We start from the raw sequence: 14,168 nt of genomic DNA on the forward strand, positions 1-14,168 counted from the left end.
CCGGCCTTACTTCTTGACCGGACGCAGGTGCGTCAGGATGACCGCGGATGCCGTGGACAGGTACGGCAGCGGCGCCGCGAACATGTCGCTCTCGGTCGGCCAGCCCGTGAAGTCCGCCGTGTTGAAGAACGACTGCGAGGCGTTCAGCACCACGGGGATGTAGGGCAGATCCTTCGCGATCTCGGTCTGGATCGTGGCGTAGGCCTGCTGCTTCGTCGCCTCGTCGAGCGTGCTTCCGGCCTGGAGCACCGCGGCGTCGACCGTCGCGTTGCTGTAGCGGGCGTAGTTCTGCCCCTTCGTCGGCGTCTCGCCGACCTTGGCCGTGGCGGGAGTGGCGAAGTACTGGTCGTAGTTCGAGAAGGGATCGGCGACGAGCGACTGGGTGAGGCCGTACAGCGCGAGCTGGAACTGGCCGTTCGCGACCTGGCTCCAGTACTCGGTCTCCGAGACGGTGCGGGCGGTCACCCGGATTCCGGCCTTCGCGGCCTGAGAGCTGATCAGCTTCGCGGCGTCGTTGTAGTCGGTCCAGCCGTCCGGCGAGAACAGGTCGAGCTCGATCGGCGTGCCGTCCTTGCCGTAGAAGCCGTCGCTGTCCTTCGTGTAGCCGGCCGCTTCGAGGATCTCCGCCGCCGATGCGGCGTCGGGCTTCTGCGGGCTGGTCGCGAGCTCGGGGTCGCCGAGCCACTTCTTGTCGCGCGGAAGCAGCGCGAAGCTCGGGGACGCCTCACCGGCGAGTCCCGCGAAGGCCTTCGAGGTGATGGCGCTGCGGTCGATGGCGAGGTTCAGCGCCTGACGCACTGCGGGGTCGGTCTGGGCGCCCTCGCAGCCGAGGGACACGTCGGAGCAGGTGGTGATCACCGTCGGGTCCTGCTGCTGGTTCATGGTGCTGATCCGCCCGTTCGACGTGACGCCGTCGGGGTTCGCGATGAACTGGCCGACCCAGTCGAGCTTGCCGGTCTTGAGCAGGTCCTCGGCCGACTGGTTCGAGTCGATGCCGATGTCCTGCACCTCCTTGACATCGGGTGCGCCCTCGCGGAAGAGCGGATTCGCCTCGAGGGTGTAGGCGGCGTCGGTGAACGACTTGAGCGTGTACGGCCCTGAGCCGACCGGGTCCGTGTTGGTCTCGGTCATGTAGTCGGTGATGTCCGACCAGATGTGCTTCGGGATGATCCACGTCGACCCGAGGATCATGGAGGTCGCGGTGAACTTGGGCGTCGAGTACGTCACGACGACGGTCGTGGCGTCCGGAGCCTCGGCCGACACCATGTCGGGGTCGAGGTTGGAGGCGTATCCCAGGCTGAAGGCGACGTCCTCGGACGTGAGGTCCTTGTCGTCCGACCACTTGAGGTCGGGCTTGATCTTGATGGTGAGGACGGTGCCGTCCTCGTTGAACTCGTACGAGTCGCCGATCAATCCGACCGGTGCGTCCGCCGAGAGCTGGTTGAAGAAGAACAGCGGCTCGTAGATCGCACCGTAGGTCATGTGCGTGGCGGTGTCGACGGCGAACGGGTTGAAGTTGTTGGTGATCGGCGTCATCGATCCGGACCACATCCGCAGCGGGCGGTCACCGGCTGAGGTGGATCCAGCCGGCGCGCACCCGCCCAGGGTGATGGCGAGTGCGGCGGCGCCGGCGACAAGAGGAAGTGCTTTCCTCCAGCGGTTGTCGTGCATGGGAACCTCGTCTCAAGGGCTTCTTTGGCTTGTCGAGCAGAGCGGAAGGGGGATCCGCCCTCGAAGCGAGGTTATAGTAAAGGTCCTTTCCGGTAAAGACCTTTCCAATTATTTTGTGAAGATTCTTTCCGATTGGTGATCGCGAGCGACCGCCACGCCCTCGAACACAGGGATCGACGACGAGCGGACCACTCGTGCGAGGTCAGTACCAGATGTCGAGCGCAGGCACGGGGAACGAGGCGAAGGCCCGATCCAGACGCTCTGCGACGTCGGCATCGGCCGCGATCAGCCCCGCCCCGTGGAGCGTCGAGACGCGCACTCCCCCGGCGTACAGGGTGGACAGCACGGCGACGTCCATCGTCGCGTCGACCTCGGCGGCGGACGCAGGCTCGACGGTCGCGATTCCCGACTCGGCGACACGAAGACGCCAGTCTCCCGACGCGAAGCCCAGTGCGTCCTCGATGCGCAGCACGACGTCGAGCGGCGCGGAGAAGCGCCGCGCCGACAGCGCGGCGGCGACGTCGAGGATCCTCAGCCAGCCGTGGTCGTGGACCGTCTGCACGACACCGCGCGGGTCCGCGACCAGCCAGGGAAGAGGATCGTCGAGGGGACGCAGTTCCGCGGTGACCTCGTCGACCAGGTCGTGCTGCAGGGCGAACCGCCAGAGCGCGGCCATCGCATCCGGGGTCTCGGCGACGAGCATCCTCACGTGCAGTCCGAAGCGGAAGGTGCCGCCCTTCTCGCCGAGCGTGTAGACGAGGACGCCGCGGACCGCGCCACTCTCATCGAGGTACCGGACGCCGCGGACCTTGTCGCGCTCGGAATCGGACGGCGACACGCCTGCGAAGCCCTCCCAGCGCGTGCGCCAGCCCGAGACCTGGCCGGGACGGGTGCGCCGCACGCGGTCGTGCACGACGCCGAGATCGTCGGCGAGCTCCTCGCGTTCGCGGTACTGGATGCGCCCTGCGGGAGACGGCCCCGCCCAGCCGGCACGGCGCGTGTCGACCTCGAAGCGCGACATCGGGATGGCCGAGCCGAATCCATAGCGCCCGTAGATCGTCGCCTCAGAGACGGTGAGACCGGCCATCGGCGCCCCCGCGGACGCCGCGGCGCGGAGCTCTCCCTCGAGCAGCGCTCTGGCGATGCCACGACGTCGGTGTGTCGCGGCCACCGTGACGACGCTGATCGACCACATGTCGATCTCGGAGCCGCCCGGCACGGTGAGCGGGGCGACCCAGGAGTTCACAGTCGCGACGGGGAACTCCGCCGTCGGCGAGGCGGGGTCGAACACCGCCGTGTTGCGCCGCGTCTCGAACGGGGTCTTCCCGTACGCGAGCGCCTCGGCCGTGGGCTCTCCGCCCAGGAAGCCGCGGGACACGGCGCGCTGATAGCTCTTCGCGACGCTCTCGTCTGCGAAGTCGACGAGACGGTACTCGAGCCCTGCGGCGGCGAGTCGTTCTGCGGAGATCGGTTCGGTAGGGACGTCTCGGGCATCGAGGGTGGTCATGCCTCTACCGTAGCCGGGGGTTCCGACGCGCGGATCGGTCGACACCGCTCGCATACGGTGCGGCGCCGATCAGGTCAGTGCGCGCTCGCCTGCACCTCGCGGAGACGCGCGAACACCTGATCGCGCAGCTCCTCCGGAGCGGACTCCTTGCAGGCACGGGCCACGACCTCGGTGAGCGTGGTCGCGACCAGAGCCTCATCGCGGCACGACGGGCAGTTCTCGAGATGCTCGCGGATCTCGGTGTGCTCGGTCTTGCACACCTCGTTGCGGAGGTACTCCTCCAGATCCTGACGGGCCTTGTCGCAGCCGCAGTCGCTCATTTCCTGCTCCTCGTGTCAGCCGCGGCGATGCCCCGCTCTGCGGCGTAGTCGGCCAACAGCTCCCGCAGCATCCGCCTGCCACGGTGCAGACGGCTCATCACGGTGCCGATGGGGGTCTTCATGATGTCGGCGATCTCCTGGTAGGCGAATCCCTCGACGTCGGCGAGGTAGACGGCCAGCCTGAAGTCCTCCGGCACCGCCTGCAGCGCGTCCTTGACGACGGATGCCGGCATGCGGTCGATCGCCTCCGCCTCCGCCGACCGGCTGTGCGACGCCGTGGTCGACTCCGCGCCGCCCAGCTGCCAGTCCTCGAGCTCATCGATCGTGCCCTGGAACGGCTCGCGCTGCTTCTTGCGGTAGATGTTGATGTATGTGTTCGTGAGGATGCGGTAGAGCCACGCCTTGAGGTTCGTGCCCTGCGAGAAGGTCGCCCACGAGCCGTACGCCTTCACGAAGGTCTCCTGCACCAGGTCGGCGGCGTCGGCGGGGTTGCGGGTCATGCGCATGGCGGCGGCGTAGAGCTGATCCATGAAGGGGATCGCCTGCTCCTCGAACTCGCGCCGAGGGTCGCTGACCGTGTCTGCGGTTGCGGTGTCATCCATCACGGGCCAGTCTAGGCCGCTGAGGTCGACGAACTCGCGCTCAAGCGTTGCGAGCATCCTCTCTCCTTCTCCCCGAATGCGGCTCCCGTTCGGTCGGGCGCACATCGGTGTTCACTAAAGTGGGAACCGATGAGCGCCAACAGGTATTCCCCTCCCCTCGTCCAGGGCTCTTACGCCGCGCCCGCCATCGACGGCTCCGTGCATGCGACGGTGACCGTTCCCGGCTCGAAGTCGCTGACGAACCGCGAGCTGATCATCGCCGCGATCGCCGACGGACCAGGGCGTCTGATCGCCCCGCTGCACTCCGACGACTCCCGCCGCATGGTCGAGGCGCTGCGCGCACTGGGCGTCGGCATCGAAGAGGAGGACACGGGCGGCGAGTTCGGCCCCGACCTCGTCGTGACCCCCGCGAAGCTCACCGGCGGCTCCACCATCGACTGCGGCCAGGCGGGCACCGTGATGCGCTTCATCGCCCCGCTCGCCGGCCTCGCCCAGCACGACGTGCACCTCACGGCCCACGAGACGGCCTTGCACCGCCCCATGGGCGGACTCATCAGCGCGCTGCGCGATCTCGGCGTCGACATCGACGACGAGGGAACCTGGGCGCTGCCCTTCACGATCCGCGGCCACGGCCGCATCCGCGGCGGACGGGTCGAGATCGACGCCTCCGCGTCGAGCCAGTTCGTCTCGGGCCTCCTGCTCGCCGCCCCCCGTTTCGACGTCGGCCTGCACCTGGTTCACACCGGCACCCACCTGCCGAGCCTTCCGCACATCGACATGACGATCGAGGCGCTGAGCCGCCGCGGCATCCGCATCGAGCGACCGGCCACCGGCGAATGGCTCGTGGAGGCCGGGGTGCCCCGCGCCAAGGAGATCGCGATCGAGCCGGATCTCTCCAACGCCGCGCCCTTCCTCGCCGCCGCCCTCGTCACGGGCGGATCCGTCTCCGTCACCGGCTGGCCGGTGCACTCGACGCAGCCGGGCCACCTGCTGCCCGAGATCCTCCAGGCGATGGGCGCCCACGTCGGCCGGCACAGCGGCACGCTGACGGTGCGCGCGGGCTCCGGCATCCGCGGCCTCGATCTCGACCTGTCGGCGGCGAGCGAGCTCACCCCGACTCTCGTCGGACTCGCCGCATTCGCGGACTCCCCCACGACGATCCGCGGCATCGGTCACATCCGCCTTCACGAGACCGATCGGATCGCCGCCCTGATCGGGAACGTCCGTGCTCTCGGCGGTCAGGCCGAAGAACTGCCCGACGGGCTGCGCATCATCCCGAGCGCCCTGCACGGCGGCGTCTGGGCCGCGCATCACGACCACCGCATGGCGACGACCGGAGCGCTCATCGGACTCCGGGTGCCCGGAGTCGAGATCGACGACATCGGCACGACGGCCAAGACGCTCCCCGAGTTCACCGTGCTGTGGGAGCGGATGCTGCGGGGCGACTCCGCGTGAGCTGGCTCCCCGACGACGACGACCTCGAGGACGACTTCGAGGACTACGACGAGAGCAGCATCCGCACGCGTCCCAACCCCAAGGGCAACCGTCCGCGGACCAAACGCCGGCCGGCGCACGACGACGCGCAGATCGGACGGGTGCTGGGCGTGGACCGCGGCCGCTATTCGGTGCTGATGGGCGAGGACACGCCGGAGGAGCGAGCGATCACCGCGACCAGGGCGCGTGAGCTGCGGCGCACCCCCATCGTCACGGGCGACCGGGCACGCGTCGTCGGCGACACCTCCGGAGACGAGGGGACCCTCGCCAGGATGGTCGGCATCGTCGAGCGCACCTCGCTGCTGCGGCGCAGCGCCGACGACACCGATCAGGTCGAACGGGTGATCGTCGCCAACGCCGACCAGATGCTCGTCGTGGTCGCCGCCGCCGATCCGGAGCCGCGCGCGCGGCTGGTGGACAGATATCTCGTCGCCGCCCTGGATGCCGGCATCCGGCCTCTGCTCGTCGTGACCAAGACCGATCTCGCCGACCCCACGGAGTTCCTCTCGCACTTCGACGGCCTCGACGACCTGCGCGTGTTCACGAGCGCCCAGGAGACCATGCCCGTCGAAGAGATCGGCGCGGCGCTCATCGGACACTCGACCGTGTTCGTCGGCCACTCGGGCGTGGGCAAGTCGACGCTCGTCAACGCTCTCGTGCCGACCGCGGGCCGCGCCACCGGTCATGTGAACCAGGTGACCGGTCGTGGACGGCACACGTCCTCGTCGACCGTGTCGCTGCGCTATCGGACTCCCGAGGGCAGCGGGTGGGTCATCGACACCCCCGGCGTGCGGTCGTTCGGCCTCGGGCACGTCGAGCCCGCGAACATCCTCGCGGCCTTCACCGAGCTCGCGCTGATCGCCGAGAACTGCCCCCGTGGATGCACGCACCTGGCCGATGCGCCGGACTGCGCCCTCATCGAGGCGGCGGAGCGCGGGGAGCTGGGCGAGACCGGCCGAGCTCGCCTGGATTCGCTGCAGCGCCTGCTGCAGACGTTCGCCGACAAGGCGGAGCAGACACCGGGACGGTGACGCCGTTCGCGTCCACCGCGTGGACGCGTCATGCCGTCGCCCACCCGGTTCGCCGACGTGACGGCGGGTAGGCTGATCGGGTGACTGTGCGACTGGAACCCGGAACCGCTGCCCCTGACTTCTCCCTCCTCGACCAGGACGGCGAGACCGTGCGTCTCGCGGACCTCCGCGGCGAGAAGACCGTGCTCTACTTCTACCCGGCGGCGATGACCCCCGGGTGCACGACCCAGGCGTGCGACTTCCGCGACAGCATCTCCTCCCTCCAGGGCGCCGGGTACCGCGTCGTCGGCATCTCCCGCGACACCCCGGAGAAGCTCGCGGAGTTCCGTGAGCGCGATGGACTCACCTTCACGCTCCTGAGCGACCCCGACCACGCCGTCCACACCGCCTACGGCGTGTGGGGCGAGAAGATGAACTACGGAAAGGTCATCGAGGGCGTCATCCGCTCGACCTTCGTGCTCGACGAGAACGGCACGATCACACTCGCGCTCTACAACGTCAAGGCCACAGGGCACGTCGCCCGGCTACGCAAGCTCCTCGGCATCGACGCCTGATCGGACACTGACAGGCGCCCCGGCCCCGCGGACGCGGCGTCAGTCCTCCTGAGGACGCCCGCCCTCAGCGCGCGCGCTGGCGATGAGCAGTGCGAAGCCGATGAGTCCCGGCAACCCCACCCCGGCGACGAAGGTCCAGGAGATCGGCTGCACGGTGAGCGACGCCAGCGCGAGGGCGATGGCGAGCACCTGGAACACGACTCCTCCCGAGCGCGCCCAGGAGCGCCCCGCCCGCGTGCCGAAGGCGAACGCGATGAGGGCCACTGCGCCGATCAGCGTGAGGACGATGAGGGCGAGCGCGGTGGGGAGGGATGCCGCGTCCCCCGCGCCGAGGCCGACCAGCTCGATGAGGGCGAACACGACGAGCGCGAGTCCCTCGACGGCGAGTACCGCAGCGGCGGCGAGAGCGAGTCCTGGTGCACGCACGACGTCTCCTGAGAATCGAATGAGAAGGAGAAAAGTTCTTGATTTCGATTGTTTCATGTAACAGAATAGAAACAGTCATGTGCTCCCACAGCGGCGTGGGGCGGGCTTCCTGCCCGCATCACAAACAGCGAGCATCCGCCCGCATCTGAACAGGGTAGCCGATCCCCGAATGGCCGCCCGAATCCGAGACGTCGCACTGCGACATCTCTTGAAATCCACACCGAGGAGCCCCCATGGACTGGCGCGACAAAGCCGCCTGCCTGACTGTCGACCCCGAGCTTTTCTTCCCCGTGGGGAACACCGGACCGGCCGTGGACCAGATCGAGAAGGCGAAGACCGTCTGCGCCACCTGCACCGTCACTGAGATCTGCCTGCAGTACGCCCTCGAGACCAGCCAGGACTCGGGCGTCTGGGGCGGCCTCTCCGAAGACGAGCGCCGCGCCCTCAAGCGCCGCGCCGCCCGCGCCCGCCGCGCGTCCTGAGACCGACGACGAAGCGGCCCGAGATCCCCTGGATCTCGGGCCGCTTCGTCGTGTCGCGGACTACTTCGTCAGCCAGCGCAGCGGGATGTCGATGACCACTTCGGTCCCCTCCCCCTCGCTGCCGCGCCACTCGATGGTGCCGCCGAGTTCGCCCTGGATGAGCGTGCGGATGATCTGCGTGCCGAGGCCCTGACCGATCCGCCCCTCCGGAAGCCCGTGTCCCGTGTCTCGGACGGTCACCCTCAGATTCTCCTCCGTGCGGCTGGCGTCGATCGTCACGATGCCCTCCTGCCCGGCGAGACCGTGCTCGACCGCGTTCGTGACGACCTCGGTGAGCGCGAGCGCGAGCGGGGTGGCGTACTCACTCGGCAGCACCCCGAACCGGCCTGTCGACTGAGTGCGGGCGCGCGTGTTCGGCGCCGAGGCGACCTCCGCGACGAGCTTCAGCACCCGATGGAAGACCTCGTCGAAATCGACCTTCTGGGTGAGCCCCTGGGCGAGCGTGTCGTGCACGACGGCGATCGAGTCGACGCGGCGCATGGCCTGGGTCAGCGCGTCCCTCGCCTCGTCCGAATGGGTGCGACGCGCCTGGATGCGCAGCAGAGAGGCGACGGTCTGCAGGTTGTTCTTCACCCGGTGATGGATCTCGCGGATCGTCGCATCCTTGGTGATGAGCTCCTGCTCCTGGTGGCGCAGCTCGGAGACGTCGCGGCACAGCACGATGGCGCCGATGCGGGTGCCGTGGTCCTTGAGCGGGATCGCCCGCAACGACACGGTGACGCCGCGCGCCTCGATGTCGGTGCGCCACGGCGCTCGGCCGGTGACGACCACGGGCAGCGACTCGTCGACCTGACGAGAAGGCGGGACCAGGCGCGTCGTGACCTCCGCGAGCGACTCGCCCTCGAGCTCGTCGTCGAAGCCCATGCGATTGAAGGCCGACAGCGCGTTGGGGCTCGCGAACGTCGTGATGCCGTCGACGTCGATCCTGATGAGCCCGTCGGACGCACGCGGCGCTCCGCGGCGCGGCGACGTGGGTGCGGCCAGGTCGGGGAAGCTCCCGTCGGCGATCATGCGGAACAGATCGTTCGCGCATTCGTCGAATGTGATCTGCTGACGCGAGGGGGTGCGCGCCTCTCCGAGGTTGGTGTGCCTGGTCACGACGCCGATGACGGATGTCGAACGCTCCGCACCCCGGCGGTCGTTCAGGATAGGCACCGCGCGGACGCGGGTCGGCGTCTCCTCGAACCAATCGGGAGAAGAGGAGTCGACGATCTCCCCCGACTCGAACGCGCCCTGCACCTGGGTGCGCCACTGCGGTCGTACCCGCTCGCCGACGATGTCACGGTAGAACAGGGTGGCCGCGCCGCTCGGACGTGCGTGCGCGACGGCCATGAAGGAGCCGTCCTCCGTCTGGATCCACACGACGATGTCGGCGGAGGCGAGGTCCGCGAGGAGCTGACCGTCGCCGGCGAGGCGGTGAAGCCATTCGACGTCGTTGTCGGTCAGGCGGCCCTGCGCTTGGGCGAGATCACTGAGGGTTGACACCCCCCAAGCCTACTGGGGCCGCGCCTCGTCCCCGGCAGGTCAGAGCACAGCGAGGGAGGTGGCTCGCCAGCGGCGATCCACCCCGTCGAGGCGGATGGCCACGGCGCGTGTCCGCCCGGGGCCCGCCACGACCACGACGGCCTCCACGACGCCGTCGACCGGTTCGGCGGTGCGGATCGATCGGATGTCGAAGGTCGGGCGCGCAGGCGAAACCCCCCTCGCGCTGCGCGCCCTTGCCGACAGGTTCGCCCTGGCCACCAGGCTCCGGAATGCGTCTTCGCTGAACCAGCGGGCGAGCTGATCGACCTCTCTGACCCCGGCGAGAACCTCGAGGACGCCCTGGGTGAGACTGCGCAGCAGCGGAACGGGGTCCGGCAGCTCGGCGCGGGGCGTCGGCTGCGGTGCGAAGTACTCGTGAAGCGTCATCGTCGTGCTCTCGATCGGGGAAAGACTGCGGCAAGTAGAGCACGGCGGCTGCGGCCTTCACCCCGTGCCTCATGATGAATGTGGATAACTCGTACGCACTTCTGACGGGTCCTTTAGTCTCGGTCAGATGCACTGGGACAGACTGTTCGACGACCTCGAAGGCCAGCTCGCCGCGGAGTGGGAGGCGGAGCGGGCGACGCTTGATGCGGAATCGGAACGGCTGCGGATCTCCCGCCTCGATCTGCGCAGTCGGCTGCGGCTGCTGTGCGCGGAAGGGACCGCGGTGACCCTGGACCTCCCCGGCATCGGCCGATGCGGTCTGCTGCTGCGCTCGCTGGGAGCGGATTGGACGGCGGCGACCGTCACGGCCGCCGACGGCGCGTCTGCAGCGGCGACGGTGCGGATCGTTCCCCTGCATGCGATCCGCGGGCTCGCCACGGACCACGGTTCGCTGCTCGGAAGCCTCGACGACTCGGCCGGGCAGGAGCGGTCAATGCGAGAGCGGATGACTCTGGGCTTCATCCTCCGCGATCTCGCCCGTCGTCGGGTGCCCGTGCACCTCACGACGATCGACGGCGAGCGGCTGCACGGCACCGTGGATCGAGCTGGTTCAGACCATCTCGATCTCGCCGTGCATGATCGCGGGACCGCCAGACGAGCGAGCGCCGTGCACGGATTCCGCATCGTGCCCTTCACGGCGCTCTCCGCCGTGGACCTCTCAGGGGATCAGCTGCCCTGAGCGGACGACGTCCCCCAGACCTCCGGGAAGCTCGCTTCGTTCGACTGACGCCACAGGGCCATGCGCCTGGCCTCCTCCGACTGCTCGGCGAGATACTCGGCGAGGCTCGGCTCCTCGACGCGCCAGCGCGCGGGCGAGCCCAGCTGCGACCCCCGCAGTCTCCCCGCGTAGATCAGCGCGACCACCTCGTCGACCTCTATGCTCAACAGCTCGGCCACCTGGGCGGGCGCCAGGAAGCGCGGCGCGGGAGCATCGGAGTCGACCATGCGTCCATTCTCCACCGGACCGAGGAGGAACCTCCCCTCGACATCGACCTGTGGAGAACTTTCGAGGCTCTCGTCCGGATTCTGTGACCATATGGCCATGACATCCCTGACACGATCCCGCCGCGCCTTCTGGGGCGATGTGCGTTTCCTGATCGGCATAGCGCTCGTCGTGATCTCCATTGCGGGGGTCTGGGCGATCGTGTCCTCATCCGGGCGCACGACACCGGTGCTCCAGGCCCATCGCACCATCGTCGAGGGCGAGGCGCTGTCCTCCGCGGACTTCCAGGCGGTGGACGTGAGTCTGGGAGCCCTCACCGATGACTATCTCGCACCGCAGGACCTGAAGCCCGGCGAGGTGGCGGCACGGACACTCGCCGAGGGAGAGCTCGTCCCCGCCACCGCGATCGCCACGGCCGAGAGCAGCCGACGCACGACGATCGTGGTCGAGAGCGGCACCGGCATCCCCGAAGACGTCTCGGCCGGAACCCTCGTCGACCTCTGGCAGGCGCCTCCGCTGCCTGACGGCCGAGGTTTCGACGTCCCGCGCATCCTCGTCTCCGACGTCGTCATCGGCACGGTCGTCGAGGCGGAGGGGATGCTGGCCTCGGACACGGCGATGGTGGAGGTCGTCATCGACCGCTCCGACGTGGCCGACGTCCTCGCCGCGATCACGGGCGGCGCGGCTTTGTCCGTCGTACCCATCGGAGCGACGCCGTGAGCACGGTCGTCGTCGCGATCGCCGAGCCCAGGGCGAGCATCCTCGCGACCGAGCTCGAGCTCGAGGGCGTGCGTGTCGCCGCGGTGAGCGAGCCGGGAGCGATCCTGCCCCTGCCCGATGGCGTCATCGCCGTGATCGCTCCCGGCACGCGGGCGGTGCTCAGTCCTGCTCTCATCGCCGCATGCGACCGGGCCGGAGTGCGCATCATCCCCGTGGGAGACGGCGACGATCGTGTTCTCTCCCGTTACGGTCTGCCCCCCGCGCTCCCGGCGGCCTCCGCCGGCTGGGAGATCGCCGAAGCACTCGCCGCCGATGCTCCGGAGGTCGTTCCGCGACCCGCAGAACGTCCGCGTCGAGTCATCACGATCTGGGGTCCTGCCGGGGCGCCCGGCCGCTCGACCCTGGCGGTGCAGCTCGCCGTCGAGATCTCGCGCACGGGGCGCCGCACCGCCCTCATCGACGCCGACACCGTCGCGCCGTCGATCGCGCTCCTGCTCGGGCTCGGCGACGATGCTCCCGGTATCGCCGCCGCATGTCGCCGTGCGGAGCTCGGAGCCCTCGACGGCGCCGAGCTGACCAGACTGTGCAGCACCATCGAGACGAGCGGCGGGGAGATCGACGTCCTGTCCGGTATCAACCGCCCCAGCCGATGGCCGGAACTCTCCGCTGCGCGTCTTCGCGGGGCGCTGCAGGCATGCCGCGGTTGGGCCGACGAGACGATCGTCGACGTGGCCGCCGCCTTCGACGCCGATGAGGAGGCGACCTACGACCTCGTCGGGCCGCGTCGCCACGCCGCCACCGTGGCCGCGCTCCAGGAGGCCGATGCGATCGTCGCCGTCGCCGCGGCCGACCCGCTCGGAATCAGCCGCTTCCTGCGAGAGCATGCCGAGCTGCGTCGACTCACGTCGCCCACGCCCGTCACGGTCGTCGTCAACCAGGTGCGCCCCGGCCCTCTGGGCATCGATGCTCGCGGACAGATCCGGCGCACGCTCGACCGCCTCGCCGGGATCACCGACGTCTCGTTCCTGCCGTTCGATCGGCGCTCCACCGACGCCGCGCTGCTCCACGCGGGACCCGTCGCCGATGTCGTCCCCCGTTCGACGCTCGTCGCCGCCGTCCGCCGCCTCGCGACGTCGCTCTCCCCGTCAGCGGCGACTACTGCCGATAGCTTGAGAGGAAGTTCCCCAGCCGCTCGACCGCTTCGGCGAGCACGCGCGGCTCGGGAAGCGTGACCACCCTGAGGTGATCGGGCGTCGGCCAGTTGAAGCCCGTGCCCTGCACGAGCAGGATGTGCTCCGAGACGAGCAGATCGTAGATGAGCTTGGCGTCGTCGCGGATCTCGTGCACGTTCGGATCGAGTCGAGGGAAGGCGTAGAGAGCGCCCTGAGGCTTCACGCAGGAGACCCCGGGGATCGACTCCAACCCCTCCCACGCGACGTCGCGCTGCTCGTGCAGGCGCCCGGTCGGCGCGATCAGCGCGTCGATCGACTGCACTCCGGAGAGCGCCGCCTGCACCGCGTACTGCGAGGGGACGTTGGGGCACAGCCGCGTGGAGGCGAGGAGGGTGATGCCCTCGATGAACCCCTTGGCATGCGACTTCGGTCCGGTGATCACCATCCACCCCGAGCGATAGCCGGCCACGCGGTACGTCTTGGACAGCCCGTTGAACGTGAGGCAGAGAAGATCCGGCGCGAGCGTGGCCGTGGGGATGTGCACGGCGTCGTCGAACAGGATGCGGTCGTAGATCTCGTCCGACAGCAGCAGCAGTTCGTGCTCGCGCGCGATCTGCACCATTCCCTCGAGGATCTCCTTCGAGTACACGACGCCGGTCGGGTTGTTCGGATTGATGATGACCAGCGCCTTGGTCTGCGGCGTGATCTTCGAGCGGATGTCCTCGAGCGACGGCTGCCACTCGTCATCCTCGTCGCACAGATAGTGCACCGGGGTGCCGCCGGCCAGGCTGGTCATCGCGGTCCACAGCGGGTAGTCCGGGGCCGGGATCAGCACCTCGTCGCCCTCGTCGAGGAGAGCCTGCATGGTCATGGTGATGAGTTCGGAGACCCCGTTGCCGAGGTAGACGTCATCCGGATCGAAACGCGGGAAGCCCTCGATCTCCTCGTACCGGCTGACGACCGCACGACGGGCCGAGACGATGCCCTTGCTGTCGCTGTAGCCGTGGGCGGTGGGAAGCGCCGCGAGCATGTCGCGGACGATCTGATGCGGAGCCTCGAACCCGAAGATCGCGGGGTTGCCCGTGTTGAGCTTGAGGACCCGATGGCCCTCCGCCTCGAGCCGCGCCGCCTCGACGAGGGCGTTTCCGCGGATCTCGTACAGGACGTTCTTGAGCTTCGACGACTGGTCGAAGTGGCGCGATGGTGTCATCGCCC

At 69.0% G+C, this 14,168-nt stretch carries 16 protein-coding genes; 7 read left to right on the forward strand and 9 right to left on the reverse strand.

Annotation, left to right across the window (positions count from 1 at the left end; genetic code table 11):
* Window positions 1-6: 6 nt before the first annotated feature.
* From MRBLWH10_RS09480 to MRBLWH10_RS09495, 4 genes are all read right to left on the reverse strand, one after another.
* A complete protein-coding gene (locus MRBLWH10_RS09480; RefSeq protein ID WP_341942495.1) occupies window positions 7-1,671 on the reverse strand; it encodes an ABC transporter substrate-binding protein in 1,665 nt (554 codons plus the stop codon).
* A 202-nt stretch (window positions 1,672-1,873) separates the two neighbouring features.
* Entirely contained in the window at window positions 1,874-3,178 is a 1,305-nt protein-coding gene (locus MRBLWH10_RS09485; protein ID WP_341942496.1) for a GNAT family N-acetyltransferase, read from the reverse strand.
* A gap of 74 nt (window positions 3,179-3,252) precedes the next feature.
* Entirely contained in the window at window positions 3,253-3,498 is a 246-nt protein-coding gene (locus tag MRBLWH10_RS09490) for a zf-HC2 domain-containing protein (RefSeq protein ID WP_341942497.1), read from the reverse strand.
* On the reverse strand, window positions 3,495-4,157 hold the full coding sequence (locus MRBLWH10_RS09495) for a sigma-70 family RNA polymerase sigma factor (protein ID WP_341942498.1): 663 nt from the start codon (window positions 4,155-4,157) through the stop codon (window positions 3,495-3,497). Before MRBLWH10_RS09495 ends, MRBLWH10_RS09490 begins: the two co-directional genes overlap by 4 nt.
* A gap of 72 nt (window positions 4,158-4,229) precedes the next feature.
* Here MRBLWH10_RS09495 and aroA point away from each other — a divergent pair, with 72 nt between their 5' ends.
* The 3 genes from aroA to bcp all read left to right on the forward strand — a co-directional run bounded on the left by aroA (window position 4,230) and on the right by bcp (window position 7,179).
* The gene (aroA, locus tag MRBLWH10_RS09500) at window positions 4,230-5,555 is read left to right on the forward strand and encodes a 3-phosphoshikimate 1-carboxyvinyltransferase (protein WP_341942499.1); all 1,326 of its coding nucleotides are present in this window, start codon (window positions 4,230-4,232) and stop codon (window positions 5,553-5,555) included.
* Window positions 5,552-6,625, forward strand: coding sequence for a ribosome small subunit-dependent GTPase A (rsgA, locus tag MRBLWH10_RS09505; RefSeq protein ID WP_341942500.1), 1,074 nt, complete (start codon window positions 5,552-5,554; stop codon window positions 6,623-6,625). Before aroA ends, rsgA begins: the two co-directional genes overlap by 4 nt.
* An 80-nt stretch (window positions 6,626-6,705) precedes the next feature.
* Window positions 6,706-7,179, forward strand: coding sequence for a thioredoxin-dependent thiol peroxidase (gene bcp, locus MRBLWH10_RS09510; protein ID WP_341942501.1), 474 nt, complete (start codon window positions 6,706-6,708; stop codon window positions 7,177-7,179).
* 39 nt (window positions 7,180-7,218) lie between these two features.
* Here the strand turns inward: bcp and MRBLWH10_RS09515 are convergent, their stop codons facing one another.
* Window positions 7,219-7,605 carry a hypothetical protein gene (locus MRBLWH10_RS09515; protein ID WP_341942502.1) on the reverse strand — a complete coding sequence of 129 codons (387 nt, stop codon included), beginning with the start codon at window positions 7,603-7,605 and terminating at the stop codon, window positions 7,219-7,221.
* A gap of 233 nt (window positions 7,606-7,838) precedes the next feature.
* Between MRBLWH10_RS09515 and MRBLWH10_RS09520 the strand changes: the two genes are divergently transcribed.
* On the forward strand, window positions 7,839-8,087 hold the full coding sequence (locus MRBLWH10_RS09520; RefSeq protein ID WP_017203224.1) for a WhiB family transcriptional regulator: 249 nt from the start codon (window positions 7,839-7,841) through the stop codon (window positions 8,085-8,087).
* Between the two features lie 60 nt (window positions 8,088-8,147).
* On the opposite strand, the gene MRBLWH10_RS09525 is transcribed toward MRBLWH10_RS09520, so the two are convergent.
* Window positions 8,148-9,632, reverse strand: a complete 1,485-nt coding sequence (locus MRBLWH10_RS09525; RefSeq protein ID WP_105672443.1) for a PAS domain-containing sensor histidine kinase — start codon at window positions 9,630-9,632, stop codon at window positions 8,148-8,150.
* 39 nt (window positions 9,633-9,671) lie between these two features.
* Window positions 9,672-10,058 (reverse strand): Rv3235 family protein, encoded by a 387-nt coding sequence (locus MRBLWH10_RS09530; protein ID WP_105672444.1) that lies wholly within the window; start codon window positions 10,056-10,058, stop codon window positions 9,672-9,674.
* Between the two features lie 127 nt (window positions 10,059-10,185).
* Here MRBLWH10_RS09530 and MRBLWH10_RS09535 point away from each other — a divergent pair, with 127 nt between their 5' ends.
* The gene (locus MRBLWH10_RS09535; RefSeq protein ID WP_341942503.1) at window positions 10,186-10,797 is read left to right on the forward strand and encodes a hypothetical protein; all 612 of its coding nucleotides are present in this window, start codon (window positions 10,186-10,188) and stop codon (window positions 10,795-10,797) included.
* Here the strand turns inward: MRBLWH10_RS09535 and MRBLWH10_RS09540 are convergent.
* Window positions 10,785-11,063, reverse strand: a complete 279-nt coding sequence (locus tag MRBLWH10_RS09540) for a helix-turn-helix domain-containing protein (protein WP_105672446.1) — start codon at window positions 11,061-11,063, stop codon at window positions 10,785-10,787. The two genes, MRBLWH10_RS09535 and MRBLWH10_RS09540, sit on opposite strands and share 13 nt — an antisense overlap.
* A gap of 97 nt (window positions 11,064-11,160) precedes the next feature.
* On the opposite strand from MRBLWH10_RS09540, the gene MRBLWH10_RS09545 reads away from it, so the two are divergent.
* Window positions 11,161-11,781: an SAF domain-containing protein gene (locus tag MRBLWH10_RS09545; protein WP_341942504.1), complete on the forward strand. Its 621-nt coding sequence runs from the start codon at window positions 11,161-11,163 to the stop codon at window positions 11,779-11,781.
* Window positions 11,778-13,013, forward strand: a complete 1,236-nt coding sequence (locus tag MRBLWH10_RS09550) for a P-loop NTPase (RefSeq protein WP_341942505.1) — start codon at window positions 11,778-11,780, stop codon at window positions 13,011-13,013. The genes MRBLWH10_RS09545 and MRBLWH10_RS09550 overlap by 4 nt, the downstream gene beginning before the upstream one ends.
* Here MRBLWH10_RS09550 and MRBLWH10_RS09555 read toward each other — a convergent pair.
* Window positions 12,937-14,163 carry a pyridoxal phosphate-dependent aminotransferase gene (locus MRBLWH10_RS09555; RefSeq protein WP_105672448.1) on the reverse strand — a complete coding sequence of 409 codons (1,227 nt, stop codon included), beginning with the start codon at window positions 14,161-14,163 and terminating at the stop codon, window positions 12,937-12,939. The genes MRBLWH10_RS09550 and MRBLWH10_RS09555 overlap by 77 nt on opposite strands.
* Window positions 14,164-14,168: the final 5 nt, after the last annotated feature.

This window comes from Microbacterium sp. LWH10-1.2 (genome assembly GCF_038397765.1).
GTDB classification, from domain to species: Bacteria; Actinomycetota; Actinomycetes; order Actinomycetales; family Microbacteriaceae; genus Microbacterium; species Microbacterium natoriense.

What these genes read in the sequence shown, in the direction of transcription:
- MRBLWH10_RS09555 (WP_105672448.1), bottom strand. Translation starts at nt 14,163, where the DNA reads ATGACACCATCGCGCCACTTCGACCAGTCGTCGAAGCTCAAGAACGTC.
- MRBLWH10_RS09530 (WP_105672444.1), bottom strand. Translation starts at nt 10,058, where the DNA reads ATGACGCTTCACGAGTACTTCGCACCGCAGCCGACGCCCCGCGCCGAG.
- aroA (WP_341942499.1), top strand. Translation starts at nt 4,230, where the DNA reads ATGAGCGCCAACAGGTATTCCCCTCCCCTCGTCCAGGGCTCTTACGCC.
- MRBLWH10_RS09490 (WP_341942497.1), bottom strand. Translation starts at nt 3,498, where the DNA reads ATGAGCGACTGCGGCTGCGACAAGGCCCGTCAGGATCTGGAGGAGTAC.
- MRBLWH10_RS09485 (WP_341942496.1), bottom strand. Translation starts at nt 3,178, where the DNA reads ATGACCACCCTCGATGCCCGAGACGTCCCTACCGAACCGATCTCCGCA.
- MRBLWH10_RS09480 (WP_341942495.1), bottom strand. Translation starts at nt 1,671, where the DNA reads ATGCACGACAACCGCTGGAGGAAAGCACTTCCTCTTGTCGCCGGCGCC.
- MRBLWH10_RS09535 (WP_341942503.1), top strand. Translation starts at nt 10,186, where the DNA reads ATGCACTGGGACAGACTGTTCGACGACCTCGAAGGCCAGCTCGCCGCG.
- MRBLWH10_RS09545 (WP_341942504.1), top strand. Translation starts at nt 11,161, where the DNA reads ATGACATCCCTGACACGATCCCGCCGCGCCTTCTGGGGCGATGTGCGT.
- MRBLWH10_RS09540 (WP_105672446.1), bottom strand. Translation starts at nt 11,063, where the DNA reads ATGGTCGACTCCGATGCTCCCGCGCCGCGCTTCCTGGCGCCCGCCCAG.
- MRBLWH10_RS09520 (WP_017203224.1), top strand. Translation starts at nt 7,839, where the DNA reads ATGGACTGGCGCGACAAAGCCGCCTGCCTGACTGTCGACCCCGAGCTT.
- MRBLWH10_RS09495 (WP_341942498.1), bottom strand. Translation starts at nt 4,157, where the DNA reads ATGCTCGCAACGCTTGAGCGCGAGTTCGTCGACCTCAGCGGCCTAGAC.